28 protein-coding genes and 1 pseudogene are annotated in these 26264 nt (G+C 47.0%); 5 read left to right on the forward strand and 24 right to left on the reverse strand.

The genetic code is table 11. The annotated features are described in order from the left end of the window. Positions 1 to 203: 203 nt before the first annotated feature. The 17 genes from K8S15_05220 to K8S15_05300 all read right to left on the reverse strand — a co-directional run bounded on the left by K8S15_05220 (position 204) and on the right by K8S15_05300 (position 14278). Positions 204 to 791 (reverse strand): hypothetical protein, encoded by a 588-nt coding sequence (locus K8S15_05220; GenBank protein ID MCD4775438.1) that lies wholly within the window; start codon positions 789 to 791, stop codon positions 204 to 206. Beyond that, positions 788 to 1345, reverse strand: coding sequence for an AmmeMemoRadiSam system protein A (amrA, locus tag K8S15_05225; protein MCD4775439.1), 558 nt, complete (start codon positions 1343 to 1345; stop codon positions 788 to 790). Before amrA ends, K8S15_05220 begins: the two co-directional genes overlap by 4 nt. Then, the gene (gene amrB / locus K8S15_05230) at positions 1342 to 2157 is read right to left on the reverse strand and encodes an AmmeMemoRadiSam system protein B (GenBank protein MCD4775440.1); all 816 of its coding nucleotides are present in this window, start codon (positions 2155 to 2157) and stop codon (positions 1342 to 1344) included. Before amrB ends, amrA begins: the two co-directional genes overlap by 4 nt. Before the next feature lies 1 nt (position 2158). Next, positions 2159 to 2887, reverse strand: a complete 729-nt coding sequence (gene dapB, locus K8S15_05235; GenBank protein ID MCD4775441.1) for a 4-hydroxy-tetrahydrodipicolinate reductase — start codon at positions 2885 to 2887, stop codon at positions 2159 to 2161. Then, complete coding sequence (gene dapA, locus K8S15_05240; protein MCD4775442.1) at positions 2887 to 3753, reverse strand: 4-hydroxy-tetrahydrodipicolinate synthase; 867 nt, start codon at positions 3751 to 3753, stop codon at positions 2887 to 2889. Before dapA ends, dapB begins: the two co-directional genes overlap by 1 nt. Before the next feature lie 3 nt (positions 3754 to 3756). Beyond that, on the reverse strand, positions 3757 to 4518 hold the full coding sequence (locus K8S15_05245; GenBank protein MCD4775443.1) for an SPFH domain-containing protein: 762 nt from the start codon (positions 4516 to 4518) through the stop codon (positions 3757 to 3759). 33 nt (positions 4519 to 4551) lie between these two features. After that, a complete protein-coding gene (locus K8S15_05250; GenBank protein ID MCD4775444.1) occupies positions 4552 to 4881 on the reverse strand; it encodes a hypothetical protein in 330 nt (109 codons plus the stop codon). Further along, the gene (locus tag K8S15_05255) at positions 4881 to 5990 is read right to left on the reverse strand and encodes a PilT/PilU family type 4a pilus ATPase (protein MCD4775445.1); all 1110 of its coding nucleotides are present in this window, start codon (positions 5988 to 5990) and stop codon (positions 4881 to 4883) included. Before K8S15_05255 ends, K8S15_05250 begins: the two co-directional genes overlap by 1 nt. Further along, on the reverse strand, positions 5980 to 6549 hold the full coding sequence (nadD, locus tag K8S15_05260) for a nicotinate-nucleotide adenylyltransferase (protein MCD4775446.1): 570 nt from the start codon (positions 6547 to 6549) through the stop codon (positions 5980 to 5982). Before nadD ends, K8S15_05255 begins: the two co-directional genes overlap by 11 nt. A 1-nt stretch (position 6550) precedes the next feature. Then, positions 6551 to 7291: an outer membrane protein assembly factor BamD gene (gene bamD / locus K8S15_05265; GenBank protein MCD4775447.1), complete on the reverse strand. Its 741-nt coding sequence runs from the start codon at positions 7289 to 7291 to the stop codon at positions 6551 to 6553. Beyond that, positions 7292 to 8302, reverse strand: a complete 1011-nt coding sequence (locus K8S15_05270) for a hypothetical protein (protein ID MCD4775448.1) — start codon at positions 8300 to 8302, stop codon at positions 7292 to 7294. 9 nt (positions 8303 to 8311) lie between these two features. Beyond that, positions 8312 to 8902 (reverse strand): hypothetical protein, encoded by a 591-nt coding sequence (locus K8S15_05275; protein MCD4775449.1) that lies wholly within the window; start codon positions 8900 to 8902, stop codon positions 8312 to 8314. Positions 8903 to 9029: 127 nt separating this feature from the next. Further along, a complete protein-coding gene (locus K8S15_05280) occupies positions 9030 to 10286 on the reverse strand; it encodes a radical SAM protein (protein MCD4775450.1) in 1257 nt (418 codons plus the stop codon). Between the two features lies 1 nt (position 10287). Continuing rightward, positions 10288 to 10878, reverse strand: a complete 591-nt coding sequence (locus K8S15_05285; protein ID MCD4775451.1) for an outer membrane lipoprotein carrier protein LolA — start codon at positions 10876 to 10878, stop codon at positions 10288 to 10290. A gap of 22 nt (positions 10879 to 10900) precedes the next feature. Then, positions 10901 to 11539: a hypothetical protein gene (locus tag K8S15_05290; protein ID MCD4775452.1), complete on the reverse strand. Its 639-nt coding sequence runs from the start codon at positions 11537 to 11539 to the stop codon at positions 10901 to 10903. Continuing rightward, a complete protein-coding gene (locus K8S15_05295) occupies positions 11523 to 13748 on the reverse strand; it encodes a DNA translocase FtsK (GenBank protein ID MCD4775453.1) in 2226 nt (741 codons plus the stop codon). The genes K8S15_05290 and K8S15_05295 overlap by 17 nt, the downstream gene beginning before the upstream one ends. Then, a complete protein-coding gene (locus tag K8S15_05300; protein MCD4775454.1) occupies positions 13748 to 14278 on the reverse strand; it encodes an HU family DNA-binding protein in 531 nt (176 codons plus the stop codon). The genes K8S15_05295 and K8S15_05300 overlap by 1 nt, the downstream gene beginning before the upstream one ends. Before the next feature lie 354 nt (positions 14279 to 14632). On the opposite strand from K8S15_05300, the gene K8S15_05305 reads away from it, so the two are divergent. Further along, the gene (locus K8S15_05305) at positions 14633 to 15160 is read left to right on the forward strand and encodes a shikimate kinase (protein ID MCD4775455.1); all 528 of its coding nucleotides are present in this window, start codon (positions 14633 to 14635) and stop codon (positions 15158 to 15160) included. A gap of 90 nt (positions 15161 to 15250) precedes the next feature. Here K8S15_05305 and dprA read toward each other — a convergent pair whose 3' ends face one another. From dprA to K8S15_05335, 6 genes are all read right to left on the reverse strand, one after another. After that, positions 15251 to 16282, reverse strand: a complete 1032-nt coding sequence (gene dprA, locus K8S15_05310; protein ID MCD4775456.1) for a DNA-processing protein DprA — start codon at positions 16280 to 16282, stop codon at positions 15251 to 15253. Further along, positions 16279 to 17283 (reverse strand): GTPase ObgE, encoded by a 1005-nt coding sequence (gene obgE, locus K8S15_05315; protein MCD4775457.1) that lies wholly within the window; start codon positions 17281 to 17283, stop codon positions 16279 to 16281. The genes dprA and obgE overlap by 4 nt, the downstream gene beginning before the upstream one ends. Positions 17284 to 17450: 167 nt before the next feature. Beyond that, a complete protein-coding gene (gene rffA / locus K8S15_05320; protein ID MCD4775458.1) occupies positions 17451 to 18581 on the reverse strand; it encodes a dTDP-4-amino-4,6-dideoxygalactose transaminase in 1131 nt (376 codons plus the stop codon). Position 18582: 1 nt separating this feature from the next. Then, complete coding sequence (locus K8S15_05325) at positions 18583 to 19326, reverse strand: GNAT family N-acetyltransferase (GenBank protein MCD4775459.1); 744 nt, start codon at positions 19324 to 19326, stop codon at positions 18583 to 18585. After that, a complete protein-coding gene (locus K8S15_05330) occupies positions 19323 to 20279 on the reverse strand; it encodes a glycosyltransferase family 2 protein (protein ID MCD4775460.1) in 957 nt (318 codons plus the stop codon). The genes K8S15_05325 and K8S15_05330 overlap by 4 nt, the downstream gene beginning before the upstream one ends. 167 nt (positions 20280 to 20446) lie before the next feature. Next, positions 20447 to 22012 carry a hypothetical protein gene (locus K8S15_05335; GenBank protein ID MCD4775461.1) on the reverse strand — a complete coding sequence of 522 codons (1566 nt, stop codon included), beginning with the start codon at positions 22010 to 22012 and terminating at the stop codon, positions 20447 to 20449. 233 nt (positions 22013 to 22245) lie between these two features. On the opposite strand from K8S15_05335, the gene K8S15_05340 reads away from it, so the two are divergent. Further along, positions 22246 to 23079: a class I SAM-dependent methyltransferase gene (locus K8S15_05340; protein MCD4775462.1), complete on the forward strand. Its 834-nt coding sequence runs from the start codon at positions 22246 to 22248 to the stop codon at positions 23077 to 23079. Positions 23080 to 23397: 318 nt separating this feature from the next. On the opposite strand, the pseudogene K8S15_05345 reads toward K8S15_05340, so the two are convergent. Then, positions 23398 to 23484: pseudogene (locus tag K8S15_05345) on the reverse strand (prepilin-type N-terminal cleavage/methylation domain-containing protein). A gap of 261 nt (positions 23485 to 23745) precedes the next feature. On the opposite strand from K8S15_05345, the gene K8S15_05350 reads away from it, so the two are divergent. The 3 genes from K8S15_05350 to K8S15_05360 are packed head-to-tail and all read left to right on the forward strand — an operon-like array spanning position 23746 to position 26223. Further along, positions 23746 to 24690, forward strand: a complete 945-nt coding sequence (locus K8S15_05350; protein ID MCD4775463.1) for a Gfo/Idh/MocA family oxidoreductase — start codon at positions 23746 to 23748, stop codon at positions 24688 to 24690. 8 nt (positions 24691 to 24698) lie between these two features. Beyond that, positions 24699 to 25286 carry an acetyltransferase gene (locus K8S15_05355; GenBank protein ID MCD4775464.1) on the forward strand — a complete coding sequence of 196 codons (588 nt, stop codon included), beginning with the start codon at positions 24699 to 24701 and terminating at the stop codon, positions 25284 to 25286. After that, positions 25273 to 26223 (forward strand): glycosyltransferase family 2 protein, encoded by a 951-nt coding sequence (locus K8S15_05360; protein ID MCD4775465.1) that lies wholly within the window; start codon positions 25273 to 25275, stop codon positions 26221 to 26223. The genes K8S15_05355 and K8S15_05360 overlap by 14 nt, the downstream gene beginning before the upstream one ends. Positions 26224 to 26264 lie beyond the last annotated feature (41 nt).

A 26264-nucleotide genomic window follows, 5' to 3' on the forward strand; every position in this document is an offset into this window, starting at 1 on the left:
GTCGATCTCCGGTACTTTATTGCTATACTCGCAGTGGTAAATAAAGTCAAGGCGTGCAAAACAAAGGTTTTACATGGATTTCAATAGCAGGAAGGCTTCGAAAATCGTAAACAACTGAAAATACGAAATAAAACCGTCTTACTATAAAATAGGCGGTATCTTTGAAAATACCGCCATTTTATTGAAATGATGTAACGATTCTGTTATCGACCGCCGCTGGTTCCACCGCCGCTGGTTGAGCCACCTCTTCCGCCACTGCTGCCGCTGGTTCCAGAAGTAGATCCCCTTGTTGATGTGGATGAAGTTCCTGTGTAACGCATGTTCTCAACGGTGTAACTCAAGCTTTGAATCTGATCCTGAAGATCTTCAAGCTCAACCTTCAGGGAATCGTTTTCCATAGTCAGGCTGTCAACTGAAAGAACAAGGCTCGCGAGGGATTCATCAAGTACAGTAATACTGTCTGAAAGGTCAGTCTTCATGATATCCATTGAATCCTGAAGTCCCACTATGTCGGAGATTGCGAGATCCTTTTGAACCTGGGTTTCCTCGGTCGGAGTTCCGTGTAAAGGTCTGCCATGTGTTGTATCTGGCTCATCGCCGTACTCGATGGCTGTGACTCTCTCATCCAGAAGCACAACGTCACCTTCTACATCATCGATTTTGTCAATCATATCCGAATCGTCGTAAACCGCCGCGGCTTCAATATCATCCACCCTCTCCTCAAGCTCTCCTACTCCGGGCATGCTGCATCCAAGCAACAGAATCACAAAAGAAACAAGAAAATACTTCATACGGAATTGGCTCCTTTCTCTTTTTCACCGAATACTTCCGCGGTGTATGTAAATATCTGAACTCCATCTCTCTTCCAGCTATCCGGGGGCAGCCCCGCTTTAAGACATGTATGGGACAGGAAAGTCTCTCTATCCCATCCGGTTTCAGTGGCTACCTGCGGAAGGAGTGTTCCCGATCTGAACCCGTATTTTATGTAAAGGCCATGTGTTCCGGGTACAACATCCTCGGGTACGGCAGGAATCATAGGACTCAGGAGAGAAATGTCAATTTCAAGATCATCAACTTCGTCCGGCTTAACCGGAGAAAATCTGGGATCCCTTACTGCCGCTGACGCTGCCATCTCAACTACGGTTTTTCCAAGTGACCCGGTTCCAATGAAATGCCCTATGCATCCCCTCAGGGTGCCGCCTTTCTTTAAAGTAACAAAAGCGCCTCCATCCCGCCTGAAAACCTCTTCATCAGGCACTTCTGGAAGAGCTTCACCGGATGCTGCAGCCGCGACAGCGCTTCTGGCAAGATCCAGTATATCTTCTCTAGCTTTCTCCGATGTTATTTCTGAACCTCCCAGCCGCAGAAACCCGCGAAGTAACCAACTACTGAACTGCTGTCACCGCTTGCAGCTGCTGATGTTTCCCACATTACTTTTGCGAACCTTTTCTGCTTCGTGAGCCGTGCATAATTCATAAGTGTTAGAATCGGCCCGATGCCGCAGGCTTCGCCTCCCTGAAGAAGTGCCGCTTCCATGTTCTGCGGATCTCCGCTTACGAAAGCCTCAATGACTTTTCTGTCCTTCTTCTCCGCGGTTTGCAGTGAATGGTAATGCGAGAGATCACTTGAGGCTACTATCAGTGTATTTTCGTAACCTTTGACAGCTTCTGCGATTACTTCCGCAAGCTGCGCTGAATATTCAGCCGAAGTCAATCCCTGGAGTACTGCTACAATCGAGGATTCGGGCCATCTTACCTGTATAAAAGGTACCTGCACCTCTGCGGAGTGTTCACTCCGGTGAGCCTCCGGCTGGAAGGTCAGCCCTGCCTTTAAAAGCCGTGAAGTGATTTCCCTCTGTACCGGAAGTGTTCCCAGCGGTGTTGAGTAACCCTCTCCATCGTAAACGGAAGCGCCCCTTACGGGATAACGGTGCGTTGGAGCAAGCACTACAACGTTCTTTACGTCATCCGGGGCACATGCGAAAGCGGCTCCTGCCACAGCTCCGGAATAAATGTATCCCGCGTGAGGGCTGACAATACCTGTGATAAGATCATCGGAACTTATGCCCGAATTGGCGATGAACGAGTTTACAAGCTGTTCAAGGCTTTTCGCATCGGATGGATAGAACGCACCAGCTACGGCCGGTTCTCTGATCATTTCAGTTTTCTTCTCTTCCCATAAGGTCATCCATCGTATAAATGCCGGGAGCTTTGCCATTTACATACTCGGCTGCTTTCAGAGCTCCTGTGGCGAATGTTCTTCTTCCAGTTGCCGAATGAGAAAGGAGAAGTCTTTCCCCTTTTCCAAGAAGATGCAGCTGATGCTCGCCGGCCACATCTCCTCCCCGAAGTGAATGAATGCCCGTTTCTTCTGAAGACCTGGGTCCGGCAGAACCTGATCTGCCCAGCATTTTTCTGTTGCCCCCTCCGCTCTTTTCCCAGATATCAAAAAGGGTCAGGGCGGTTCCGCTGGGGCTGTCAACCTTCCCCGAGTGGTGGCATTCAACGATTTCAAGATCAAAATCTCCCGCAAGCATCTCTGCCGCGGATGAAAGAAGCTTTCCCAGAACGTACACACCAATACTCATATTGGACGAAATGAACACAGCCCTTTTCTTCGCCCACCTGGCAAGCATCTCCTTTTCTGTGAATCCCAGCCCGGTGGTGCCTGTAACCAGCGCGGCTGAGCTGGGAGAAAGCAGCCTGTCAAGATCCTTCCAGGCGCAGGGCAGGGAAAAGTCAATAACAACATCAACTTCATCAGAAATGGGGATATCGGCTTTTCTTCCGGGAGGAGCCGTGTCATAGCACGCTATAACGGAATCACCCGCTTCCTCCCTTATCAACCTGCCCATTCTTCCCTCACTGCCGAAAACGCAGAGCTTCATCAGATAATTCCGGCCTTCCCAAGTACTTCCACCAGCTCCGGAACCAGCTTCTCACTCATTGAAACCAGTGGAAGACGAAGTTCATCACTTATCATGCCCATTAAGGATAGAGCCTTTTTCACTGGAATGGGGTTCGTTTCAAGAAACATCGCCTTTATCAGCGGATAGAGTTTCGCCTGTATGGAGCGGGCCCGTTCAAGCTCTCCCGCCGTGGTAAGGGATACCAGATTCGACATCTCGGCCGGTGCGATATTGGAAACCACCGAAATCACTCCTTTGGCGCCCAGGGCTACCTGAGCCATGGCTATCGGATCATCTCCGCTCAATATCGTGATACCGCATAGGTTGCGGATGGCGGTTACTCGTTCAGCTGAACCGGCGGCGTCCTTGATGGCTACGATTCGAGGATGCAGAGAAAGGGTGGCAATCGTTTCCGGAAGCATATTAGTACCTGTCCGACCGGGTACATTGTAAAGTATTACCGGACAGTTAACCGCGTCGGCTACCCGGGTGTAATGCTCTATCTGCCCCCTTGGAGTAGGTTTGTTGTAGTAGGGTGTTATCAGAAGAACAGCGTCTACACCCAGGGCTTCGGCCTCAAGAGAAAGTGCTATCGATGAAGCCGTATCGTTCTTGCCGGTACCCGCGATCACCGGAACTCGTCCTCCCGATGACTTCATCACCTTCTCGATTACCAGCAGATGTTCCTTTGTGGTGAGAGTTGCCGCTTCACCGGTGCATCCACAGGCAAGAAGGCCGTCTATTCCGTTATCTATCTGCCATTTTACAAGTTCTGCAAGCGATTCCTCATCCACTTTGCCGTTCCTGAAAGGGGTAACAAGTGCGGTTATCGCGCCTTTGAACACAGCCTATCCCTTGTTCCCGCCATCGAGCCTGTTAATAAAGGGTTTAAGAAGCTCAATGGGAAGCGGGAATATGGTTGTGGAATTATTCTCAACGGCTATCTCCGAAAGTGTCTGCATGTAGCGGAGCTGCAGCGCGACAGGATGAGCGCTGATTATATCAGCGGCTTCAGCCAACTTGGCTGCAGCCTGGAATTCCGCATCGGCACGTATTATTTTGGCTCTTCTATCCCTTTCCGCTTCGGCCTGTTTTGCCATAACCCTCTGCATGTCTTCGGGGAGGTCAACGTGTTTAACTTCTACGGTACTGACCTTGATGCCCCAGGGATCGGTCATTCTGTCAAGTATGTCCTGAAGTTTTGCGTTAATTTCATCCCTCTTGGAGAGAAGATCATCGAGTGATGCCTCGCCAAGGACACTCCTCAGTGTAGTCTGCGCGAGCTGGCTTGTGGCATAAATGTAATTCTCTACTTCCAGAATGGATTTTTTGGGATCGATAACTCTGAAGTAAACAACTGCGTTAACTCTTACGGACACGTTGTCCCGGGTTATCACGTCCTGTGGCGGAACGTCCATCGCCACAACTCTCAGATCGACACGTCTGATATTGTCTATCATTGGCCAGACTATTATCAGCCCGGGGCCTTTCAGACCTATCACCTTGCCAAGTCTGAAGATAACACCTCTCTGATATTCCTTGAGTACCTTAAGCGCAGATACCAGGAAAAGAAACAAAATCACCAGTACTACTACTATTCCCGGCCCCATTGTAACTCCCTTCTTCTTACTGACTCTTAACAGTTATAGTGTATCAACTTCAAGTATCATCGAATCTTCCGCGATTCCCACAATTTTAACAGTGATTCCTTTTTCAAGTAATGTGGATTCTGTAGCGGGAAGGCACCACCACAGTTCACCTCTTACCTCAAGGATAGATCTATCCCTGAATCCAGAAGCCTTTTTTATTATCCCTGTTTCACCTATCATGGTTTTTTCGCCGGTCTCTTTAGGTATCTTCTGGGCTTTAAGCCCAAGGTAGAGCTGAATAAGCGCGAGTATGAGCAATACTACACCACCTGTTATGACAAGTGGAAGAATATTCGCAGTAATCTGAATCTGATTAGCTATCATCAGTCCATCCTCCAGTCCGAAGCGGTTTCTATACCCTTTAGCCTGAGGTCGAGTTTCGTTGGATTTGAGGCTGCGGCAAGGGCTGTTTCCAGATCTATCTTCTCATTCACAATAAGATCGTACAGAGCCATGTCAAAGGTCTGCATTCCGTACTGTGAGTAGCTCTTCTCCATTGTTTCAGTCAGAAGGTAAGTCTTATCAGGTTTGATTATGCATTCGGATACGGTAGACGACTGGACCAGGATCTCAGCGGCCAGAACTCTTCGGTGGTCTTCGCCCATGCCTGGAAGAAGCCTCTGAGAAATGACCCCGCTCAGAAGCTGTCCCAGCTGGAGCCTTACAAGATGCTGCTGAGTTGGTGGAAACACATCGATGATTCTCGCAATGGTTTCTTTCGCATCGGTTGTATGCAGCGTACTTAGTACAAGATGGCCGGTTTCCGCCCCGATAATGGCTGTAGCGACCGATTCGGCATCCCTCATCTCGCCGATAAGAATTACATCAGGATCCTGCCTGAATACCGCCCTGAGACCTGTGCTCCAGTCCTGGGTATCGATGCCCACTTCCCTCTGGCAGATGGTCGATTTGTTATCTGTATGCAGAAATTCAATGGGATCCTCAATAGTAACAACATGGGCGGAACGGTTCTGGTTTATATGATTAATCATTGCGGCTATTGTTGTTGATTTGCCTGTACCGGTTGCTCCGGTTACGAGAACAAGCCCCCGGGTTTCCATGGAAATCTTCTTTACAACTTCGGGAAGGCCGAGATCGTCCAGTTCAGGCACTTCGTACGGTATTCGTCTCATAACCATAGCTGGTGTTCCGCGCTGATGATAGATATTGACTCTGAATCTGGCCTTACCCTTGAGAGCGTAGCCCAGATCGAGTTCGCTGCCCTCGGCGAATTTCTCAGCCTGACGTTCGTTCACTATCTCCCTTATGATTCTTTGCATATGCTCAGTCTTCATAACAGAGAAATCCTCTACATGAACTATTTCACCTGCTTTTCTTATTATCGGTTTACTGCCCACCTTGAAGTGTATATCACTGACATCTTCTTCAAGCACGGCATTAAGAAGCTTATCAACAGCTTTTTCATCTGGCATACAGATCATTCTCCCTGATGTAACTTCTGACACTATCAGGTACAAGATAGCGTGTATTCAGGTCTCTGGCAAACCTGTCTCTGAGATCACTGGATGAAATATGTAAACCGGGAATGTTGAAAGTCTCCACCATGGCAAGATATTTCGGATCAACAGGCTCCTTATCGTATCCGGGCCTGGTACCAGCCACCATCTTCACCGTTTTCGATATGCGTTCGGGATCCCTCCAGGTATGAATTTCCGTCAGGCTGTCCATACCCATGATAAAGCAGATATCCATGCCCATGTTCCCCAGCTTTTCAAGAAGGTTCACTGTCCACGATGTCTCATCCAGGGGTTCCAGATCAGCTACTGTCAATTCCGGGGAATCAGCTACCGCAAGTTCGGTCATTCGAAAACGGTGTTTGAAAGGAGTTATCTGTCTTCCGGGTTTGTGGGGGGGAAATCTTGAGGGAACAAGCAGTACTTTTTCAAGATCGTACTTATGACATGCTTCCAGGGCCAGAACAAGATGGCCGAAATGGGGGGGGTCAAACGTCCCGCCCAGAAGCCCCGTCATTTCAAAGTTCATCCAGTTTGGATTGCAGTTTTCTCATCTGATCTTCGTTCAGCTCGCATTCGTCCACTGCTCTCTGGTAGAATTCCCTGGCGGTATATTCATTACCTTTAAAGGAATAGACATCTCCGAGAGAAATAAGCACATCAGCTATGCAGTCGATTTCACCATAATCGTTCAGGGCTTCCCTCAGATATAAAAGAGAGGCGTCAAATTTTTCCCTTCTTGCATAGAACTGACCGATGAACAGAGCCCTCCTTGCCAGGTGATTATTTACCTCACCCATAAGACTGACCGCGTCATCAAGCATGGATGACCCGGGATATGCATCGAAAAAGTTTTCAAGTATAGTCTTGGCGTTCAGAACCGGAGTGAGGTCCTTCCTGTAATCGTGCCGCTGACTCCACCATACCATGGCTGACTCGTACGCACAATCATCGGACCACTCGCTTCTGGAGTATTCCCTCTCCACCCGGTCAAAGTAGAAAAGCGCATCGGCCCAGTATCTGTTTCCAGCTTCTGCCATTCCCATTCTGTAGAGATAAAAATCTACCCTGGATGATCCGGGGTACATGAACATCAATTCTGTATAAAGCCTTGACGCTCCGCTGTAGTCGGAGTCCTGGAAAGATTCGTCCGCCAGTTCTTCAATCTGCTCAAGATTCAAGCCCTCTGTGTTGTATGATCTGCCGCATGCCGCAGTCAGTATCAGGGCAACCACTAATACTGTGATGTTCCTTTTCATTCAGATATCCTGCTCCATCCGTTCGTAATCGTAAGTTAAAGAATCTCTTCTTGCAGCGGCAAGCAATGCAGCCTGTGAAGATGAACCCGGTGAGACATTGCATGCCCTTCTATACCATTGAAGAGCACTCTCGATATTTCCGTCATCTTCCTCCATAAGTCCCAGCATGTAGGCCGACTGAACCCTCTCTCCTGAAAAATTTGAATTCCACACTTCAAGGAGCCTTTCTCTCGCAACAATCTCCCGATTCTCGGCGATGTCTTCCTTGGCTGCATTCAATAGAAGATTTATTCTTCTAAGCCGTGCATCCGGTTGTATCCCGCCAAGCCTGTCAAGTTCCGTGAGAACCGCAAGCTCTTCTTCCATACGTAATGTGAATGGCAGCAGAGCAGCCTTTGCTCTGAGAATATCCTCCCTCAGATCCGTTCTGGATCTTGGGATTCTATCCAGCTCAACAAGGAAAACCTCCGCAGTGTAAGTGAGTATGCTGTCGGCAGCGGAAGACCCCAGAAGGCTGTCGGGAATAGCAGCAAGACGTTCAATATGGCTGCCTGCGTAAATGCCACGGAAGAGCCATTCGGATTCGAAGATATCCTGTACATCAAAATTCAGCGCGTTCTCAAAACACTGGAAAGCCTGTAGAGAATCTGAATTGCGTGCCATTTCCCAGGCCAGTCTTCTCCAGAGTTCACCAATTTCTCTCGGATTAACATCACCGATATTATCCGATAGTAACACTATCGCTTCAAGTGCTTTCTGCCTGTAGAGTGTATTTCTTTCCGACTGGGCGGCCAGAACCGCTGTTTCGGCATAGTCCAGCAGCACTTCGGGCTGACTGTCCCCACGGGCGACAGTCTCCTCGAAAAGCATCACTGCCTGTACATAATTTCCGGATTGCCTTAATAGTCTGGCTTCTCCGAGCGTATCAACGCTGCTTTTCCCGCCACCGCATCCCGCGGTGAATAAAGAAAACAGAAGAAGAAGATATTTCGTTATTCTGCCGTGTGCCACTTGAGATGTCTATTCTGCCCGGCTCGAATAAAACAGGTATACAAGGCTGGCCACAACGCCTGTAACTACTATGGGCTCCAGTATTCCACCGCCCCTGTTTTCGGGCAGTTCACCGGACAGCCAGTCCCATTCCGATGATCCGTCAAGCACTTCCGCATCGGACCAGGAGATTACATCTTCTTCAATTCCGCTGGTTCGCAGAGTTACCAGGATACTTCCATCGGTATCAAGAAGAGTGGACGACAATTCGCATTTGGCTATTCTCTCTACCCGTTTTGCGCCGATAACCCATGGTCTGCTTACATCTCCATACTCAACTGCAAGCTCCATAGGCCTGACCCTTAATATCATTGCGGAATTGACTGAACTTGTATCCCGATCGCATACGCTTATCCCGTTCTCGTGAAGGACGGAAGCAATTGTCTGCTGTATCAACCAGTTTCCTGAATGTTCTCCTGAAATCTCTATTAAAACCTTATCTGCTCCGTAGGAGGACAGGCTTTCCGGAAATTCCTCTATGGCCAGCAAAAGCGCGTCTTCGGCCAGTTCCATATTCGATGGAAACATGGCAAGTACTACGGTCATCAGAATAGTATACATATCTGTTCCTTCATATTAGCGAATCAACTGAATCTGAGATCCTCTTTCAGAACTTCAGACAATACGACAAATTGTTAACTTTCATTGAAGCAAAGATAAAACCGGAGAACGTAATGCGCCACTCCCGTCATTGGAGAACCTCCGCTGACATCTCTGAACCCGTGCCTCCGGTTATCCTGCAACTGATTATATGTCCGGGTTCAACAGCCCGATTAAAACAGCATGCTCCATCAACGGAGGGAGCGTCCAGTCGGGAGTGTCCCAGTAGCGGTGTATCCGCAAGTACTTCAATAATTTCTCCCTCAAGCGCGTCGGCCCAGAAGATGTCATGTTCCCAGGCTGCTTCCCCTATTCTCATGAGCTGCGACTGAACGGCGGATTCATCGGGAACCTCTTCAGTTGATTGTCTGGTAAATTCTCTTGTTCCCTCCTCCGGCCAGTACGGAAAAGCCGCGATTGTCCTTATGCACTGATATTGCGTCAGGAATTTCTCCAGCTGGGTAAAATCCTCCTCGGTTTCACCAGGGTAACCGGTAATCAATGTAATTCTGACTGAAATCCGTCTCTTGATATTCTCGAATTCATCGAACAGTTCCCTGATGTAATCTCCTGTGTAGGGCCTGCCCATTCTTTTAAGTATCCTGTCCGAAACATGCTGTATCGGCATATCAATGTAGGGCATGATATTCTCATGTCTTTCAAGAAGGACCGGAAAATCAGCCGGATAATGGGAAGGATGAATGTAGTACAGCCTGAACCAGATATCGGGATATTCGGTGGCAAGCTGTGAAATCAGCCACGATATCCCTCTTCCGTTGCTCTTCCAGCTTGCGGTATCCTGTCCGACTATCCCGATCTCAACCGCTCCCTGTTCAGCTATGGATTTCGCATCCCTGAAGATATCCTCCGGATCTCTATCCCTTCTCATCCCCCTGATAAGGGGAATTGTACAATATGCGCAATTATTGGAGCATCCTTCAGATATCTTAAGATACCTCGAAATAGTGCCATCGGCAGCTGCTGGATTCTGAAACGGCATCACCGAAAGGTATTCAGCAAGATCGGTTGTATCCCCTGGACCTGTTACCAGATCGAAATCCGAAAGGCCTCCCGAACCGTCGTCCGGATACCTTCCCGGAAGGCAGCCCGCGAGTATCAGTTTCCTTCCCGGCTTTTCGCATTTCCACTCAAGAGCCTGTTCAATAGCTTCAAGGGATTCATCAACTGCGGGTTTTATGAAAGCACATGTATTGACGAGGAGAAGGTCAGCATTAAGAATATCCCTGGTTATCTGCCACCCGGCCTTTTTCAGACATCCGGCGAAGGAATCTGAATCTGCTTCGTTCTTCGGGCACCCAAGTGTTAAAAGGAAAGCGTCCGGCAAATTACATCTCCTCGGGGTTCACCACAGTGTATCCATCCGGTATCACAAGCTGAAAAACATCCTCCGGATATGAATCACCTGCAGTTACATCCCACATCTCGTAAGCTGTCCTGTTGCCGTTGTAATCGGTTGTGGAAAAAAGGAACGGAAGGCTGTCGGAAAGAGTGAAACCAACTTCCATGCGATTTATGCCGTCTCCGAAATCACCTTCAAGTTCTACGCTGATACTGTCGCCGCTGTACTGAATGGTTTCGGTAACTGTTGAATCGGCGCACTTTTCAATAAGATGCAGAAAACTTCCCGGTTCTCTTGATGGGTATAAAAGAACCTGCTGAAGATCAGGTTCGAGAGTATAAAGGACAGATCCGTCATACCCTGTAGCAGAACCCTCCGGCTCTGAATATGAAAGAAGAAACAGGTCAGGTTGAGCTATATACATTGTTCCCGAGGATGTTTCCTCCTCCAGTGTAAGCGCCCAGGAATCAGTCTGAGTAAAAGATCCAGTCATGAAAACCGTGTTCTTCATTTTTTCAAGCAGAGGAGAAAGTGGTGATAAAGCCAAGATGGAAACCAGCAGATAAGAATGCAACATATTTCTTCCTTATAAAAGCAGGTCAGGGTTCAATGGAATGGTCTCTCACATCAACAATAGCATCTGTTCCTATTACTATTACAACTCCTGAATGCTCCTGCGCAACAGTTGAAATTATATCACCTCCGGGCTGGACAGGCACAGAGGAATGTGATAACAGCCATCCTGAGAGGGAGTCTGATACTACGTATGCCTGGTCCTGATAACCTTCAGGGTAAAGAACAAGTGTCACATCCGGAGCACCGGCGTCTTCAATTGTAAAAGGAGGAGTACCTGTAGCTATTATCAGAGTTTCAAGCTGTGATAACGAAGAGCACACGGATGGTGTGCCAACCAGTGCCACCGAGGGGAAATTCACCGGTTCGTTTCCATTGTTCTCAACGGGTACTTCCGTGATGCCTGTTAATTCGGATTCTATCTTCCGTACAGCGAGTTGCGCATCAGTGTTGAGATGTGAATCGGGAAAACGATATATCAGGGAATTGAAGGTTTCTTTGGAATTCGAAAGGCTTCCCCTGAAATACTGCTGACATGCTCTCGTAAAAATGGATAAATCATCGTTCCCTGCCGCATATTCAGCATTATCGTAGTTATTGCTTCCGCCGCCGCACGCTAGAGTGAAGATCATGGCCAGCAGAACGAAATCAATCAGTTTGCTCATCGTCTACTCCCTCAAGTTCATCCATTGTTATCAGCACATCCCTGGCCTTACTTCCCTGAAACGGACCAACGACTCCTGCCTGTTCGAGCATGTCAATAAGACTTGCAGCTCTTGAATACCCCACTCTAAGCCTTCTCTGTATTATCGATACCGATCCCTGCTGTGTATGAACCACAACCTGTTTTGCCTTTTCGAACAGCGGATCATCTATCTTTATTGCGCTGGGATCATATAGGTTCCCACTGTCATCATCGGAAAATTCGAACTCGAAAGGGATCTTAGGCTGATCTCGAAGGTGTTCGACTATTGTTCTGGTTTCCTCCGTTGATATGAAAGAACCATGAACTCTGAGAGGTTCGGGTGAAGTTGCGGGAAGGAATAGCATATCTCCCTTTCCAAGAAGTTTTTCTGCTCCGTTCATGTCCAGAATTGTACGGGAATCGGTTTTTGACTGCACATTGAACGCTATCCTGGAAGGGAAATTAGCCTTTATCACTCCTGTAATAACATCAACCGAAGGTCGCTGTGTTGCTAAAACCATATGAATCCCCACAGCCCTGGCCATGTGCGCAAGCCGGGCTATTGCCGGTTCAACATCCCTTGAGACTGTAATCATCAGGTCTGCCAGCTCATCTATGAATACAACAATAAATGGTAATCTTTCATCTTCAGTTTCAGGTGTCAGTCTGGAATTGAATTCCTCAATTGAACGTACTCCAATCCTGGAAAGCCTCTTGTAACGATTCTCCATTTCACTTACCAGCGCCTCAAGCAGCCCGGTTGCCTTACTGGTTTCTATAACCACCGGAGCCCACAGGTGTGGAATTCCCTCGTAGATGGACAGCTCAAGCATCTTAGGGTCTATCATCGCAAGTCTAACCTCAGAAGGTGTCTTCGTTAAAAGAATGGTCGCGATTATAGAGTGCATGCAGACACTTTTGCCAGAACCTGTAGCGCCCGCTATAAGGAGGTGAGGCATCGTGGTAATATCGGCAACGAAAGGTTCCCCCTCTATCTTCTTACCAAGAGCGATAGGAAGCTTCTGAGTTGATACTTCATCCATTATCTCCCTGAGAAATACCGTTTCGGGAGTCGGGTTGGGCACTTCAATTCCCACCGCTCCCTTCCCGGGAATCGGGGCAAGGATACGGATTCTTCTGGCTTTCAGGGCAAGGGCAAGATCGTCCGAGAGTGAAACGAATTTGTTGACTTTTATGCCCGGCCCCGGTTCTACTTCGAACCTTGTAATTACAGGTCCGGGGTAAGTACCGGATACTTTGCAGTCTATATCGAAATCGTCCAGTTTCTCAAGAAGAAGGTCTGACAGATCATCCAGCTTAGCTTTGGTCATCCTTACCCGCAATTCCTCGTTCGGGAAGTCAAGGCAGGAAATCGGTGGAGGTATGTAGCCATCTATATCATTGCTATCGTACATTACATAGGTTTCTGCGCCTTCTGGCAACCCTTCAGGACTCACCTTCCTCCTTTTGCCTGTTGGCCTCTCATTCTGAGCCATGCGTGCGGCTTTCTTTTCAGAGTGATCATCTTCCCTGGTTTTGAAGGGAGTCGAGGTAAAATTCTCATCTTTTGCATCACGTGACCATGCGTTGGATAGTGAAACCTCGGGTGCATTCATCACTTCCGTTTTTTTCTTTTTCTTCTTCTTTCTTCCGCCAGTTCCCGCGATTATCATTGAAAGCCTGTCAGCCAATGATTTAAAATCACTGCCGATATCCCAACCGGTAAACGCAATAAGTGAAGCCACAAATGCCGTGAAAAGGATAAGAAAGGTTATGGGGGCTCCGGTAACAGGAGCAAGTAAATCTCCCAATCCCCCGGCTACACTGCCACCGGGAACATTGTGAAATCCCATCGTCCTTCTGCTTATCACAAAATCAAGCAGTGTCGCAAAGAAATATCCGGTAACAGCAATACCCGATAGAATTCTGAATCCTGTTTTTTTGAATCTAAGATCAAGGATCCATGCACCCGTCTGAAAAAGAAACAGCGGCAAAAGAAGGGAAAGGTATCCAAGTTTTCCAAAAAGGAAACTGCGTATACTACCCGCAAGTCCCTGCGGCGGTACAATCAGCACTATAATCATAGCTGCGCCAAGGAACAGCACGGTTACAAGGAGAACATTATGCAGCCTGTTCTGCTTTTTCCGGCTTGCTTTTCTGGACGCCGTTCGTCTTCTTTTTGTAGCCATTATATCTGCCTCAACGTATTTCCTTTTTTATCCGCCGGAAATGCGGGATCTCCTTCAAGCCTGCCGTCTATCCAGTACCGGTACTTCAGAGTCTGTCCGGAAACAGCTTCAATCTCGCCAACCCAGCTTCCATCAGGGAGACGCTGCATCGGGTTCTCTTCCTCATCCCAATTATTGAATTTTCCAACGACAGATACTCTGCTGGAATTCTTCGCGGTGAGACACAGGAAATCCACTCTGACTCTCTTACCAAGGCTCTTCTGTACAGCGTCCTTAAGATCATCGTATGGCCTGAAAACAAGTCTTATTCTGGGAGGTATCTCGATTATCCCCTCTCCCTGGGGGTCACGTGCTCTCCGTTTTCTTCCTTCCCTGGTTTCGAAACAGCCAAAGCCTCTCAAATAGATCGTTTCTCCTTTACATAACTGTTCCGAAATTGAATCCAGCAGCGCGGCCAGTACCGATCTTGCTACTTTCCTGCTGATACCGGTTTTAGCGGCTACTTCGCCCGACAGTTCATCCTTAGTCATATCGTCTCCCGAGTAAGCACCATAATAATCACACCACACTTAGCCAAATATTTCAGCGAACAGTGTTCATCGTTATTTCCAGTGAACTGTGTTCATCGTTATCAGGTAATATCTATCTCACCATCTTAACAGACGTTGAAGTCAATACATCACCGCCGGCAATCCGTCAACCTGCATCATGGGTGCCGGGGCTAACATCTAAACATTTTGTCTTATTAATTTTATATATTGTTTATATTCTGTCTTATTCTTTGAACACTTTGTTTAGCATTTAACAATCGGCTGATAATCCTCACAATACATTATTGAATTTAGCTATTCCTTATCTGACAATATTTCATTATCATCTTTCCCATGGAAAAAGAGAACAAAACTGTTTCAATCTTCCTGGCGGGTCCCCCCTGCGCGGGAAAATCATCGACAGGACAAGTCCTTGCCTCCATGCTGGGGCTTCCTTTCTACGATCTGGATAAACTGATTGAGAAGATCGCTTCTCTCAGTATTCCGGAGATATTCAACAAGCTCGGAGAACAGGAATTCAGAAAGTTGGAATCCGATGCACTTCTTTCACTGCTTAAAACAAGAAAAACAATGATCCTTGCCCTTGGAGGTGGCTGCCTTCTTAAAGAAAGAAACCTCATAGAAATCAAAAAGAAGGGAATTATCGTAACCCTTACAGCATCGGATGAGATACTACTTGAAAGATGCAAACTACAGATTGGATACAGGCCACTTATAACGACCGATAAGGCATTCATAGAACTGCTGAAGAGAAGAAAAGAACACTACAATTCACTTCCCAACAATATTGACACTTCGTACACCTCGCCTGAACAAACCGCCCTGAAAATAACGAACCTGGGTTCCGGGTCTAACACCTAAACATTCGTTCCTAATGAAAAATACATAATGTTTACTATATATAGTATAGATATAATAAGACAAAATGTTTAGATGTTAGACCCGGCACCATTATTTGAGCGAGTAGATTTTCCCGGGGTGCTGCATGATGACACCGGCCATTTCCAGGCTCAACAACTCCGACTGGAGTACGGCTGTGCCAACTCCTACAAGTCTTAACAGCTCGTCAAAATGAAGCGTTTCAACGGAAAGGTGTTCAAGAATAGCCTTTTCTGTATCATTTCCCGGCTCAAACGCTTCAATCAGCTTCTCCGGTTCTTTTGCAAGGCCCAGGGGTTCCAGAACATCAGCAGCGGTTATAACAACCCCGGCTCCGTCACGAAGCAACATATTCGTGCCCATAGAAAGCGCTCTTGTCACTTCCCCCGGAACCGCGAATACATCCCTGCCCTGATCAAGGGCAGTATTCACAGTTATCATTGTACCGCTTCTCGCACCGGCTTCTACCACGACAACTCCCCTTGAAAAACCGCTGATAAGCCTGTTCCTTTCAGGAAATCTGTATCTTGCCGGATCAGTTCCCGGTGGATACTCACTTAAAAGTACTCCCTTTTCGAGTATTTTCTCAGAAAGCCTGTCATGTTCTGGGGGATAGCAAATATCAAGTCCGTTTCCCAGAACGGCCATTGTCACTCCACCTGCTTCGAGAACACCTCTGTGAGCTTCTCCATCAATGCCCCTTGCGAGTCCGCTGACCACGGCAACGCCGTTTCTGACAAAGTCCAGTGAAAGTTTTCTGGCTACCTTTCTTCCATAGGTTGTGCAGCGTCTTGAGCCGATTAGAGCAATTGCAGGCATCTTTAGGAATCCTTCCAGATCCCCCCTGTAAAATAGCACCGCCGGCGGGTCAGGTATGTTTACCAGAATATCAGGATAATCGTCACTGCCGTAGAGAACAGCCTTAATGCCATGCAAAACAGCTGATTCAACACACTTTTCAATAACATCTACTTTTGGCATTCCCGAATGGATTTCCCTTTTCAGTATCTCGACGGTTTCATCGGGTGTATGGCTGCGCAAAAGCCTTCTGAGATCTTCTCTGCCCACCTTCTCCCATGATGCCAGCCATATCGCGTTGTTCATTTATCAGCATCCCTTAAAAGACGTATAGAACCAGCTATTCTCCGGAGAAACTCATCCATTCCCAGACCTGTAACAGCGCTTATTACCATCGTGTCTTCCGGCAGCGTTTTCAGTATGGCAGCTTTCTCTTCTTCATCGATCAGATCAACCTTCGAAAGCACCACAATTTCATCAAGCTCTTCAAGGTCAGGTTTGTAAGCAAACACCTCATCACGGACAGTTCTGTACTGCTCTGCAGGTGATAGTTCCAGTCCTGCTCCGACAATGTAAACGAGTATTCTGTTCCTCTCCACATGACGAAGGAACCGCAAACCGAGCCCTACCCCTTCGCTGGCGCCTTCTATAAGACCTGGCAGATCGGCCAGCACAAAACTGAAACCCTTTGCCATTTTTATCATTCCTAAAGCCGGATTCAGCGTGGTGAAAGGGTATCCAGCAACCTTGGGCCTTGCGGCGCTCACCGTTGACAGAATAGTGGATTTTCCGGCATTGGGAACACCTATTAACCCAGCATCGGCTATCAGGCTCAGCTCAAGCCGGATTTTCCTGTATACACCAGGCTCCCCTTTTGTGAATTTACGCGGTGCCCTTTGCCGTGATGTAGCAAACGAAGCGTTGCCCCTGCCGGACATTCCTCCTGGAGCAACACGCAGTTCCTGTCCCGGTTCCGTAAGATCAGAGAGCTGTTCACCAGTATCAGAATCGAATACTGTAGTACCCGGGGGTACCTTCAGATATGTGTTCTGTCCCCTTCTCCCTGTCTTATTGCTCGAACCGCCGGATCTTCCCTTCTCAGCTTTAAAGATGGCGCCGTTCCTGAAATCCGCAAGTGTTGTAAGCTTTTCGTTCACTACAAGAACCACACTACCACCTGCGCCACCGTCACCGCCGTTGGGTCCGCCTTTAGGCACAAAAGTTTCCCTCCGGAAGGAAACTATGCCATCCCCTCCCTTTCCACCGTAAACTTCTATTGTGACAAGATCAATGAAGCGGGTACGCATAGAAATCTGCCCCTTTTCTGTTTAGAACACAAAAGAAAAGTATCTGAAACGTCCGAGAACAACTGGTAAGGTTCAATGATAAACAACTGTAATATCATAACCACAGATGTAATTCTCAAAATACATGGGAATTACAACCATGAATGACCCAGGACTGTTGTAACCGGCTACAGTTTTAGATTCCGAACTTCTCTGATGACTGAATCCTGTTCTGTTTCTTTTAATCCGAAGTAGAGAGGCAACCTGACCAGCCTTGAAGCAACAGACTCCGTTACGGGACATTCGTAGTTTCCTTCGGCCATTTTAGATAAATGCAACGGTTGATAATGAAAAACCGCCAGAATTCCTTTTCGTCTTAGTCTCTCTATCAGGACATCCCTGGATGTTTGATTTGGCATCAACAGGTAAAAAATGTGCGCTGAATGCCCGCAGCCATCCGGTACCGTTGGAAGTCTTACTCTGTTGCCTGCCGCCCAATCGTCCAGGCCATCCATATACCTGTTCCACAGAATCGAACGTTTCGTGGCTATCTCGCGCTTTTTCTCTAACTGCGCCAATAAATATGCAGCAAGCATGTCAGATGGTTGGTAGCTGGAGCCCAGTGAAACCCATGTATATTTGTCTACTTCACCCCTTATGAAACGGGATCTGTCTGTACCCTTGTCACGAATGATCTCGGCTCTGGAGATCAGGGAAGGATCGTTGATGATCAAAGCACCGCCTTCACCGCATGTAACGTTTTTCGTCTCATGGAAACTCAGGGCAGCCATCCTTCCCAGAGTACCAAGATATTTGCCCCTGTATGTGGCAAAAAGGCCATGCGCGTTGTCTTCGAGTACTGTAATACCCCTTGCCCCGCATAACTCATTGATCACGTCCATTTCACAGGCAACCCCGCCGTAGTGAACGGGAACCACTGCCCTGGTTCTATCTGATAGCAGCGAAGGAAGTTGTTCCTCGTCAATGTTCAGAGTGTCAGGCCTGATATCTGCGAAGATTATTCTGGCGTTCCTGAGAGCAAAGGCATTGGCGGTGGAAACGAAGGTAAAGGATGGCATTATCACTTCATCACCAGGTACTATATCTAGAAGAAGAGCAGCAATCTCCAGAGCATGGGTGCCGGAGGTAGTAAGAATAACAGCTTCGACCTCCAGGGAGTCCCTAAGCAGACTCTGACATTTTTCCGTGAAACTTCCTCCACCGGAAATATGACCTTCCGCTATAGCCTGTTGTACATATTCAATCTCACTGCCCACAAGGGCAGCTCTATTAAACGGGATTCTCCACTCCCGATTCATTTTATATTCCTTCCACATCCTTCCAGAGATGAACCACAATACTTGTTTCCCGAAGCAGGAAACCCGCTCTCTCGTACATCCTCATGGCTCCGACGCTCGCCAGCTGCGTTACCGCGACCAGATGCTTACATCCTTTATCACGAAGCATCCCGGCAACTTTTTTAAGCATTACCTGTCCCTGGCCTGATCCGCGAAATTCATGTGCTACACCGATAAGCCCTATTCTTGCATACTCATCCCCAGTACAATCTACTGTGCAGAATCCGGCAGGTATACCTTCGCAGGTACATATCAGACTGAGATTCCCTCTCTGCCTTATATCCCTTTTAACCCACGTACGATAAAGCTCGTCGCACCTTTCGTCGCTGAGTCGCGGATCCCTGTAAAAACGGGTAATGCCGCGAAAACAATAGCTCGCCAGTTCACCAATGGAAGCAATATCATCTTTTTCAGCAATTCTGAGGATAAAATCGGTGGATTGAACAAACGATTGCGGAGAACAATATTTCTCCAGATCAATTACCATCTCCGCTCTGGTGTCTGCCGCCATTGTTTCATTCTCGCGGAGGATCCTGGCAATCAGATCGAGTCTGTACATTGGTAGAGTTACATAGACCAGATTGAAATTGCTTTCCCTCATCTCGCAAAGAATAGAGTCCAGTTTACTTTCCGAAGCAACCTTACTCCTGACGGAACCCACTGAAATACTAAAAAAATCGCTGTCCCACTCAAGATATTCTATCATTCTGTTGATGACTCCATACCTAGTGAATCGCCCGTTTTAGCTCTCACTGCATAGGATGGTTTATCCATTATCCTGAAGTGCATTCGGGCAAGGTATTCGCCTATGATACCAAGAGAGAAGAGCTGAACACCTGAGAAAATGGCTATTATAGAGGCAAGAAATGGGAAGCCCGGTACGCTTCCCCCCTCTACAATAAAGCGCCCGACAACATAGATCAGGATACACAGACCAAAAAGTGTGAATATGAAACCTATCAGGCTCGCTATCTCCAGAGGAAGTGTACTGAAACCCGTCATCATGTTCAATGCGTGAAATACAAGCCTTCGAATGGTGTATTGGGACCGCCCGTACTTCCTGCGGTCATGTCTTACATCAATCGATTCAAACCTTGTAGTTCCCCAAGAAAGTAGTACATCGATGGAAACGAATGCTCCTCCGAAATTACTGAACGCCTCCCGAAGCCGGGTTCTAAAAACCCTGAACGCACTAACTCTTGAGGCCGTTCTCGCTCCCATGGCGTTTTGCAGAACCAGCTTTGTAATTCGCGAAGCTGCTTTTCTCCAGAAACTGTGTTTCTCCTTTGCCGGTGTACCGTAAACCACATCTGTGTTATCGTCCAGATTAGAAAGAATTACAGGAATTTCCTCCGGAGGAGTCTGAAGATCATCATCGATGGTTACGATAACCGGCATGCTCGCCACCCTTATACCGCATAGCAGCGCATTGTGCTGGCCGTAGTTACGGCTCAGCTGAATGCCTTTCAGTTCCAGGAATTCCCCACTCAACTTCGATATTACATTCCAGCTGTCATCCCGACTGCCGTCATCAACCATTATTATCTCATAGGATATTCCCATCTCGGTCATGACAGCATGAATCCGCTTCGCAAGCTCTGCCAGCGACTGAGCACTGTTGTAAACTGGAATTACAATGGAAACACCTTCATATCCCAGAATGATATGACCTCCCCTCGAATCCAAGAAACCAGTTGTTGTTCTGGAACGGACATTTTAAAACCAGACTCATTATTATAACTCTCCGAGCTGTTCAATCAAGTCCACCAGGCTGTCTGCCGGTGCTCAAATGACATCAGAGAATTCAAGGTATGCACTACACCCACTCATATCGAGAAAGCCCTTGATCGGACATACATCAACCTGTTCCTTATGATTTCCGGAGCGCTTTCATCTTCCAGTGCCTTCTCGTAGTATTCAGCGGCCAGATCCCATTCCTTCCGATGCTGCGCCAGAATTCCTCTGTAGTAGTCCACTTTGCCTCCCCAGTTTTCTCCCAGCGAGATAACAGCCAGCAGTAACCATGGAGGAATCCACATCATGCATATCCAGCGCAGTCCCGCTTTATGCATAACCGCGAACCAGCAGGCCAGAGCCGACGCTGAAAGCAAAACGGTTCCCACACCTCCCAGAAGCCAGGTTGAATGGTGTCCTCTCAGCATCATATTCAAAGAAATATTCAATTGCGGCAGTGGGATAGGATTACCCACAGGGTGAACAGGCAAATGCACCTCGCCGAAGGTCCCAAGAAGAGCCAGTATGATTCCAGGCAGAACAGCTGCTGCCGCAAGACTTTTTCGAAGGTTACTCCCAGCTGCAAAGCGCCCCAGTCCCAGGGCCAGGAAGGGCACTATGGGAATCAGGTAACGCTGGCCGTACGCCCAGCCAGCCGTAGAGGCATTCTGAGCGGCGTACATAATGATGTACAGTAAAACCACAGCAGGGAGTGGATCGAACCTTAGACGCTGTAACCAACCTCTTCCTCCCAACAGCCCCCAGAATCCCAGAGCAGCCCATGGCATGTAGAAGAATATACCCCTCTCCGGCGAAAGAAGTATCATGTATAGTCTTTCCGGAGTGGGATATGTAAAACCAAAAAAACCACTTGAAGCTACTGGGAAGGAGCTTTCAGCTTCCAGACCGTACCCCATCCTGAAGGGGCTTCCAAAGGCAATCCAATTGTGAGCCAGCTGTGGAAGGAAGGCCAGGAGGAGAATCAGGATAACTCTGACACCGCGGAAGGTATCCCAGTAGCATCTGTCTCTGTAGAGCAGAATGACGAGGAAAGGCAGCAGAAGTGTATACTCGTAGGATACTGCCACTGCGCCAAGAACATCAGAGGCCAGATACTTACCACTCCTCTGGGTTGCATAGCAGGCAAAGAGAAACAGAGCCGCGGGAACGTGTGTGTACAGCAGGGTTGAATAAGGCAACAGTATACTGCCCAGCCCCACAGCAATTACTGGCAAATAGCTGGAAACACCTTCCCGTTTGCAGTATTTCCTGAGCAAAAGAAGTAAAACAAACAGAGCCAGTGATACTGTCAATCTCTCGGCAATGTATCTGTCAATACCTCCAACGGGGTAAGCATCGGGTTCTGTAATACTATTGAAGAGACGCATTGGCAGAACAGAAATCGCTGCGACAACTGAAGGCAGAAAAGACTTGTCTGAGTAGTAATGACCTTTGTACTCTGCTTTATCATTGGTAAGACCCGACCAGGTATCGATGCCGATGTTTCCCTGACTGACCAGTCTTTCCGCCAGCCCCCACCTCGTCACAACATTATCGTATGGATAAGGATGAAACACGGAAAGGGATATAAGCAAACTTGCAGCAATAACAGCTACAGATATGGACGAGTATCTCAATCTCAGTTCAACAGAATTCATAATCGATACGGATCCGCAATTCAATTCAAGATATTTATGGTTTTTCAGTCTCTAATAATAATAATGTGACAGACTCTGCATAGTCAACTTTGACAGCCGGTAGAAAAAGTCCTGGAGTTGAACTTTTCTGCCAATACGGTTTTCTTGACTTCCGGAATACTGAACTTTATTCTCAACGATAATGATCAATGTAACACTTCATTCATCGGCCACAGGATCTCACTGGAAGGAAAATGAAGAAACAAGACATCACTAAGAATCTGACTCTTGATTCACACGGAATATGGGTTACCAGAACTGATCATGTAGATATCTCATATCCCGAAGAGGGAAACCGGCAATACTTCCAGATAGAGGATAAATCGTTCTGGTTCAAGCACCGAAACGATTGTATTGTTGCGGCATTAAACCTGTATCCACCAGAAGGCCCTGTTTTTGATGTAGGCGGTGGTAATGGATTTGTAACTCGCAGGTTACTCGATGAGGGTTTCGAAGCAGCTCTCATCGAGCCCGGCCCTACTGGAGCTTTCAATGCTAAGATTGAAAGAAACATTCCGACCGTCTTCCGCGCGACTCTTGAGAACTGTGGTTTCCCGGAAGATTCGCTCAGTGCCATTTCTTTATTCGATGTACTTGAGCATATTGAAGATGATGGAAAATTTCTTACTGAAATCCGCTCCTGTCTAAAACCAGGTGGCTATTTGTATATAACCGTTCCCGCATACGAGTGGCTCTGGTCCAGGAGCGATATCAACGCTGACCACTATCGTCGTTACAATCCAGAAGAGCTGGTTCACTTGCTAAGTAAACATTTCAATGTTTTGTTCATTACCTGTTTTTTTCGAGTGCTGATGTTTCCTATTCTGATTTTTCGTGTTGTCCCCTACCGTCTTGGATTAACTAAAAGCAAGAAGGTACTCACAACTGGAAAGGAGCATGGCTTAAGCGGAGGATTTCCGGTCAGAGCAGTCCAGCGATTTCTTTCTCCAGAAACCGAACAAATTATAGCAGGCCAGTCAAAAGTCTGGGGAACAAGTTGTCTGTGTATAGCTCAAAAAAGGATTTAAAACTTGAGAACCATGGTTGAAAAATCTTAAATTATCAGTCTTTGACTACCAGGATGGTATGCCATCGACCATATTGCCATGATTCGGAGCACCGTTGGGACACGGAACAGTATAATGTTCACCGGTATGTGTTATTGTATAACCTATAACCGCACTGGGACATATCAATTGTGCCGCGTTGGCAAGGATATCAGAAGTCCCCAGGTTTCCAATAAGGCCGTATGTACTGAAATACGCATAGTAAATGGCTTCCGCATTTGCCAGTGCACGTATATTGCTCCGACACGATGCCTCGTTTGCCAGCTCTTTAATTGCTGTGAATTTAGGTATTGCAATAGCGGATAGAATACCGATTATCACAACAACAATCATGAGTTCTATAAGTGTAAAACCTTTTCCATTCATTTTGTTACCTCTATTCAGAGTATGCTGGCAACTGAATCTTACAATACAAATAGATGCATAATACTTACCAGAACGATTATCATAGTTTTATCTTTGAAATATTCGATATATTCTCAAAATCGTTTATCTGCATCATGCAATTTCCAAGTCATATCCTGTAATTTTTCTTCTGATATTCACTTTCTCTGGAGGTTTGACTCGACTATATATTGCATTGTATGATTATTTAAGGATAATGCTCAAGAAATTTAAGGTTTTGATATGGCAAATTTTGCGATAACAGGAGTAGCGGGATATATAGCACCAAGACATCTTGATGCTATTGTAACCACAGGAAATCGAGTAGTCGCCACACTTGACCCTCACGATTCAGTAGGCATTCTTGATAGATATTGCCCTAACGCAAGATTCTTTCCCGAGCCGGAAAGATTCGACAGGCATTTGGAGAAACTAAGAAGAACAAGCGAGGATAAACGGATTCACTGGATGAGCATCTGTTCACCTAATTACCTTCATGACGCGCATATCAGAATGGCATTCCGCGTGGGAGCCAGCGTTATCTGCGAAAAACCAATAGTTCTGAATCCCTGGAATCTGGACGCTCTTCAGGAACTCGAGGGCGAAACAGGCTGCCGCGTATGGTCGGTTCTGCAATTGAGACTTCACCCCTCAATAATCGCTCTGAAAAAAAGAATAAGTGAAGAAAACCCCGATAGAAAATATGAAATCGAGCTTACATATATAACGCCACGCGGACCGTGGTATCTGAATTCCTGGAAGGGCAATATGGAACGCTCGGGTGGGCTTGCTACCAATATCGGTGTTCACTTTTACGATATGCTTATCTGGATATTCGGAGCGGTGGAAAAAAGCGAAGTTCACATATCCGAACCTACCCGATGCTCAGGATTTCTTGAACTCGAAAGAGCAAGAGTTAAATGGTACCTTTCAATAGACCGCGAGGATTCACCTCTGTTCAATGAAAATAACGAACCTTCAACCTGCCGAGTTATCTCCATTGACGGTGATGAACTGGAATTCACCACAGGATTTACGGGGCTTCATACTCAACTGTACAAAAATATTCTTGCCGGATCGGGCTTTGGTATAGAAGATGTACGACCATCAATACAGCTGATACACAACATTCGCAGATCAAATACTATTGGAATAAACGAAAACTCGCATCGATTTGCTTTAAAGTAAGGATTGATATGTCAGATTTCTTTGTTCACGAATCAGCTTACGTCGACAAAGGCGCAATTATTGGCAGGGGAAGCAGCATCTGGCATTTCAGCCATATTATGTCCGGAGCGGAACTGGGCGATAAATGCACCATTGGCCAGAATGTCTTCATTCAGAGTAATGTGAAAATTGGTAACTTCTGTAAAATACAGAACAATGTTTCCGTTTACGAGGGAGTAATACTCGAAGATTACGTTTTTTGCGGCCCTTCAATGGTCTTCACGAATATTAAAGATCCCCGATGCAAATATCCTCAGAGAGGTTCTGAATTCTATGTTACAACACTTGTAAAGGAAGGGGCATCAATCGGAGCTAATGCTACCATCGTATGCGGTCATACTATCGGCAGACACGCATTTATCGGTTCAGGAGCCGTAGTAACCGGTGATGTTTCCGATTACGCTCTTATGGTTGGTGTTCCCGCAAGGCGAGTTGGCTGGGCATGCGAATGCGGGGAAATACTGCCTGAGTTTGACAGGAACATTCAGTGTCCAAGGTGTGGAATGAAATACAATCTGGAAGAAAACGGACGGTTGGTTAACAATGTACAGGGATAAGAGAATAGGCATCGTTGTTCCAGCATACAATGAGGAAACACAGATAGAACACACCGTCAATACAATGCCGGATTACGTCGATAAAATCATCGTTATCGATGACATGAGCAAAGATCATACTGTAGAGATCGTTGAACGTCTTGAGAAAACTGACAACCGCGTCCTCCTCATCCGCCATGAAAAGAACGGTGGCGTAGGAAAAGCTATAGGAACAGGTTACATCTGGTGCAGAGAGAACAATATCGATATCGCAGTAGTAATGGCCGGCGACGGTCAGATGGATCCTGATGACATGCCCGCGCTGCTTGACCCGGTGGTAGAGAACCATACTGATTATACAAAAGGCAATCGTCTTATTACGGGAGAGGCCTGGAAGAAAATCCCCCGTGTTCGCTACCTCGGCAACTCCGCGCTCACTTTCCTGACGAAAATCGCTTCCGGTTACTGGCATGTCACCGATTCTCAGACTGGTTATACGGCATTAAACCACAAAGCTCTCCACCTGCTTCCGCTAGAAGACATCTACCCTCGCTACGGTATGCCGAACGACTTCCTCGTAACCTGTAATATCTACAGCATGCGCGTGATGGATGTGCCAATCAACCCGGTTTACGATATCGGAGAAAAGAGTGGTATCAAAATATCCAGAGTTCTTTTTACACTGCCTCTGCTTCTTCTGCGACTGTTTTCACGCCGTATGATACAGAAATACATCATCCGAGATTTTCACCCTTTGATATTTTTCTACGCTTTGGGCTTCGTACTTATACTTGTTGATATCCCACTCATTATCCGGCTTTTCTATTTCTGGGCAACGACTTCGTATATCCCCAAAATAAACGCTCTCGCAATACTTTTCTGTACCTTCATGGGAATGCAATCGATACTCTTCGCGATGTTGTTCGACATGGAGGCTAATCGGAAGTTAAAGGGATAAAACAATCTCTCAGTTCTGTATTACTTTCAATTCTTATTTCT

It is taken from the genome of Candidatus Aegiribacteria sp., assembly GCA_021108005.1.
In the GTDB taxonomy this organism is placed as follows: domain Bacteria; phylum Fermentibacterota; class Fermentibacteria; order Fermentibacterales; family JCC-6; genus Aegiribacteria.

What these genes read in the sequence shown, in the direction of transcription:
- K8S15_05220 (MCD4775438.1), bottom strand. Translation starts at nt 791, where the DNA reads ATGAAGTATTTTCTTGTTTCTTTTGTGATTCTGTTGCTTGGATGCAGC.
- amrB (MCD4775440.1), bottom strand. Translation starts at nt 2,157, where the DNA reads ATGATCAGAGAACCGGCCGTAGCTGGTGCGTTCTATCCATCCGATGCG.
- dapB (MCD4775441.1), bottom strand. Translation starts at nt 2,887, where the DNA reads ATGAAGCTCTGCGTTTTCGGCAGTGAGGGAAGAATGGGCAGGTTGATA.
- K8S15_05245 (MCD4775443.1), bottom strand. Translation starts at nt 4,518, where the DNA reads ATGGGGCCGGGAATAGTAGTAGTACTGGTGATTTTGTTTCTTTTCCTG.
- K8S15_05250 (MCD4775444.1), bottom strand. Translation starts at nt 4,881, where the DNA reads ATGATAGCTAATCAGATTCAGATTACTGCGAATATTCTTCCACTTGTC.
- K8S15_05255 (MCD4775445.1), bottom strand. Translation starts at nt 5,990, where the DNA reads ATGCCAGATGAAAAAGCTGTTGATAAGCTTCTTAATGCCGTGCTTGAA.
- nadD (MCD4775446.1), bottom strand. Translation starts at nt 6,549, where the DNA reads ATGACGGGGCTTCTGGGCGGGACGTTTGACCCCCCCCATTTCGGCCAT.
- bamD (MCD4775447.1), bottom strand. Translation starts at nt 7,291, where the DNA reads ATGAAAAGGAACATCACAGTATTAGTGGTTGCCCTGATACTGACTGCG.
- K8S15_05275 (MCD4775449.1), bottom strand. Translation starts at nt 8,902, where the DNA reads ATGTATACTATTCTGATGACCGTAGTACTTGCCATGTTTCCATCGAAT.
- K8S15_05285 (MCD4775451.1), bottom strand. Translation starts at nt 10,878, where the DNA reads ATGTTGCATTCTTATCTGCTGGTTTCCATCTTGGCTTTATCACCACTT.
- K8S15_05290 (MCD4775452.1), bottom strand. Translation starts at nt 11,539, where the DNA reads ATGAGCAAACTGATTGATTTCGTTCTGCTGGCCATGATCTTCACTCTA.
- K8S15_05295 (MCD4775453.1), bottom strand. Translation starts at nt 13,748, where the DNA reads ATGGCTACAAAAAGAAGACGAACGGCGTCCAGAAAAGCAAGCCGGAAA.
- K8S15_05300 (MCD4775454.1), bottom strand. Translation starts at nt 14,278, where the DNA reads ATGACTAAGGATGAACTGTCGGGCGAAGTAGCCGCTAAAACCGGTATC.
- K8S15_05305 (MCD4775455.1), top strand. Translation starts at nt 14,633, where the DNA reads ATGGAAAAAGAGAACAAAACTGTTTCAATCTTCCTGGCGGGTCCCCCC.
- dprA (MCD4775456.1), bottom strand. Translation starts at nt 16,282, where the DNA reads ATGAACAACGCGATATGGCTGGCATCATGGGAGAAGGTGGGCAGAGAA.
- obgE (MCD4775457.1), bottom strand. Translation starts at nt 17,283, where the DNA reads ATGCGTACCCGCTTCATTGATCTTGTCACAATAGAAGTTTACGGTGGA.
- rffA (MCD4775458.1), bottom strand. Translation starts at nt 18,581, where the DNA reads ATGAATCGGGAGTGGAGAATCCCGTTTAATAGAGCTGCCCTTGTGGGC.
- K8S15_05325 (MCD4775459.1), bottom strand. Translation starts at nt 19,326, where the DNA reads ATGATAGAATATCTTGAGTGGGACAGCGATTTTTTTAGTATTTCAGTG.
- K8S15_05335 (MCD4775461.1), bottom strand. Translation starts at nt 22,012, where the DNA reads ATGAATTCTGTTGAACTGAGATTGAGATACTCGTCCATATCTGTAGCT.
- K8S15_05340 (MCD4775462.1), top strand. Translation starts at nt 22,246, where the DNA reads ATGAAGAAACAAGACATCACTAAGAATCTGACTCTTGATTCACACGGA.
- K8S15_05350 (MCD4775463.1), top strand. Translation starts at nt 23,746, where the DNA reads ATGGCAAATTTTGCGATAACAGGAGTAGCGGGATATATAGCACCAAGA.
- K8S15_05355 (MCD4775464.1), top strand. Translation starts at nt 24,699, where the DNA reads ATGTCAGATTTCTTTGTTCACGAATCAGCTTACGTCGACAAAGGCGCA.
- K8S15_05360 (MCD4775465.1), top strand. Translation starts at nt 25,273, where the DNA reads ATGTACAGGGATAAGAGAATAGGCATCGTTGTTCCAGCATACAATGAG.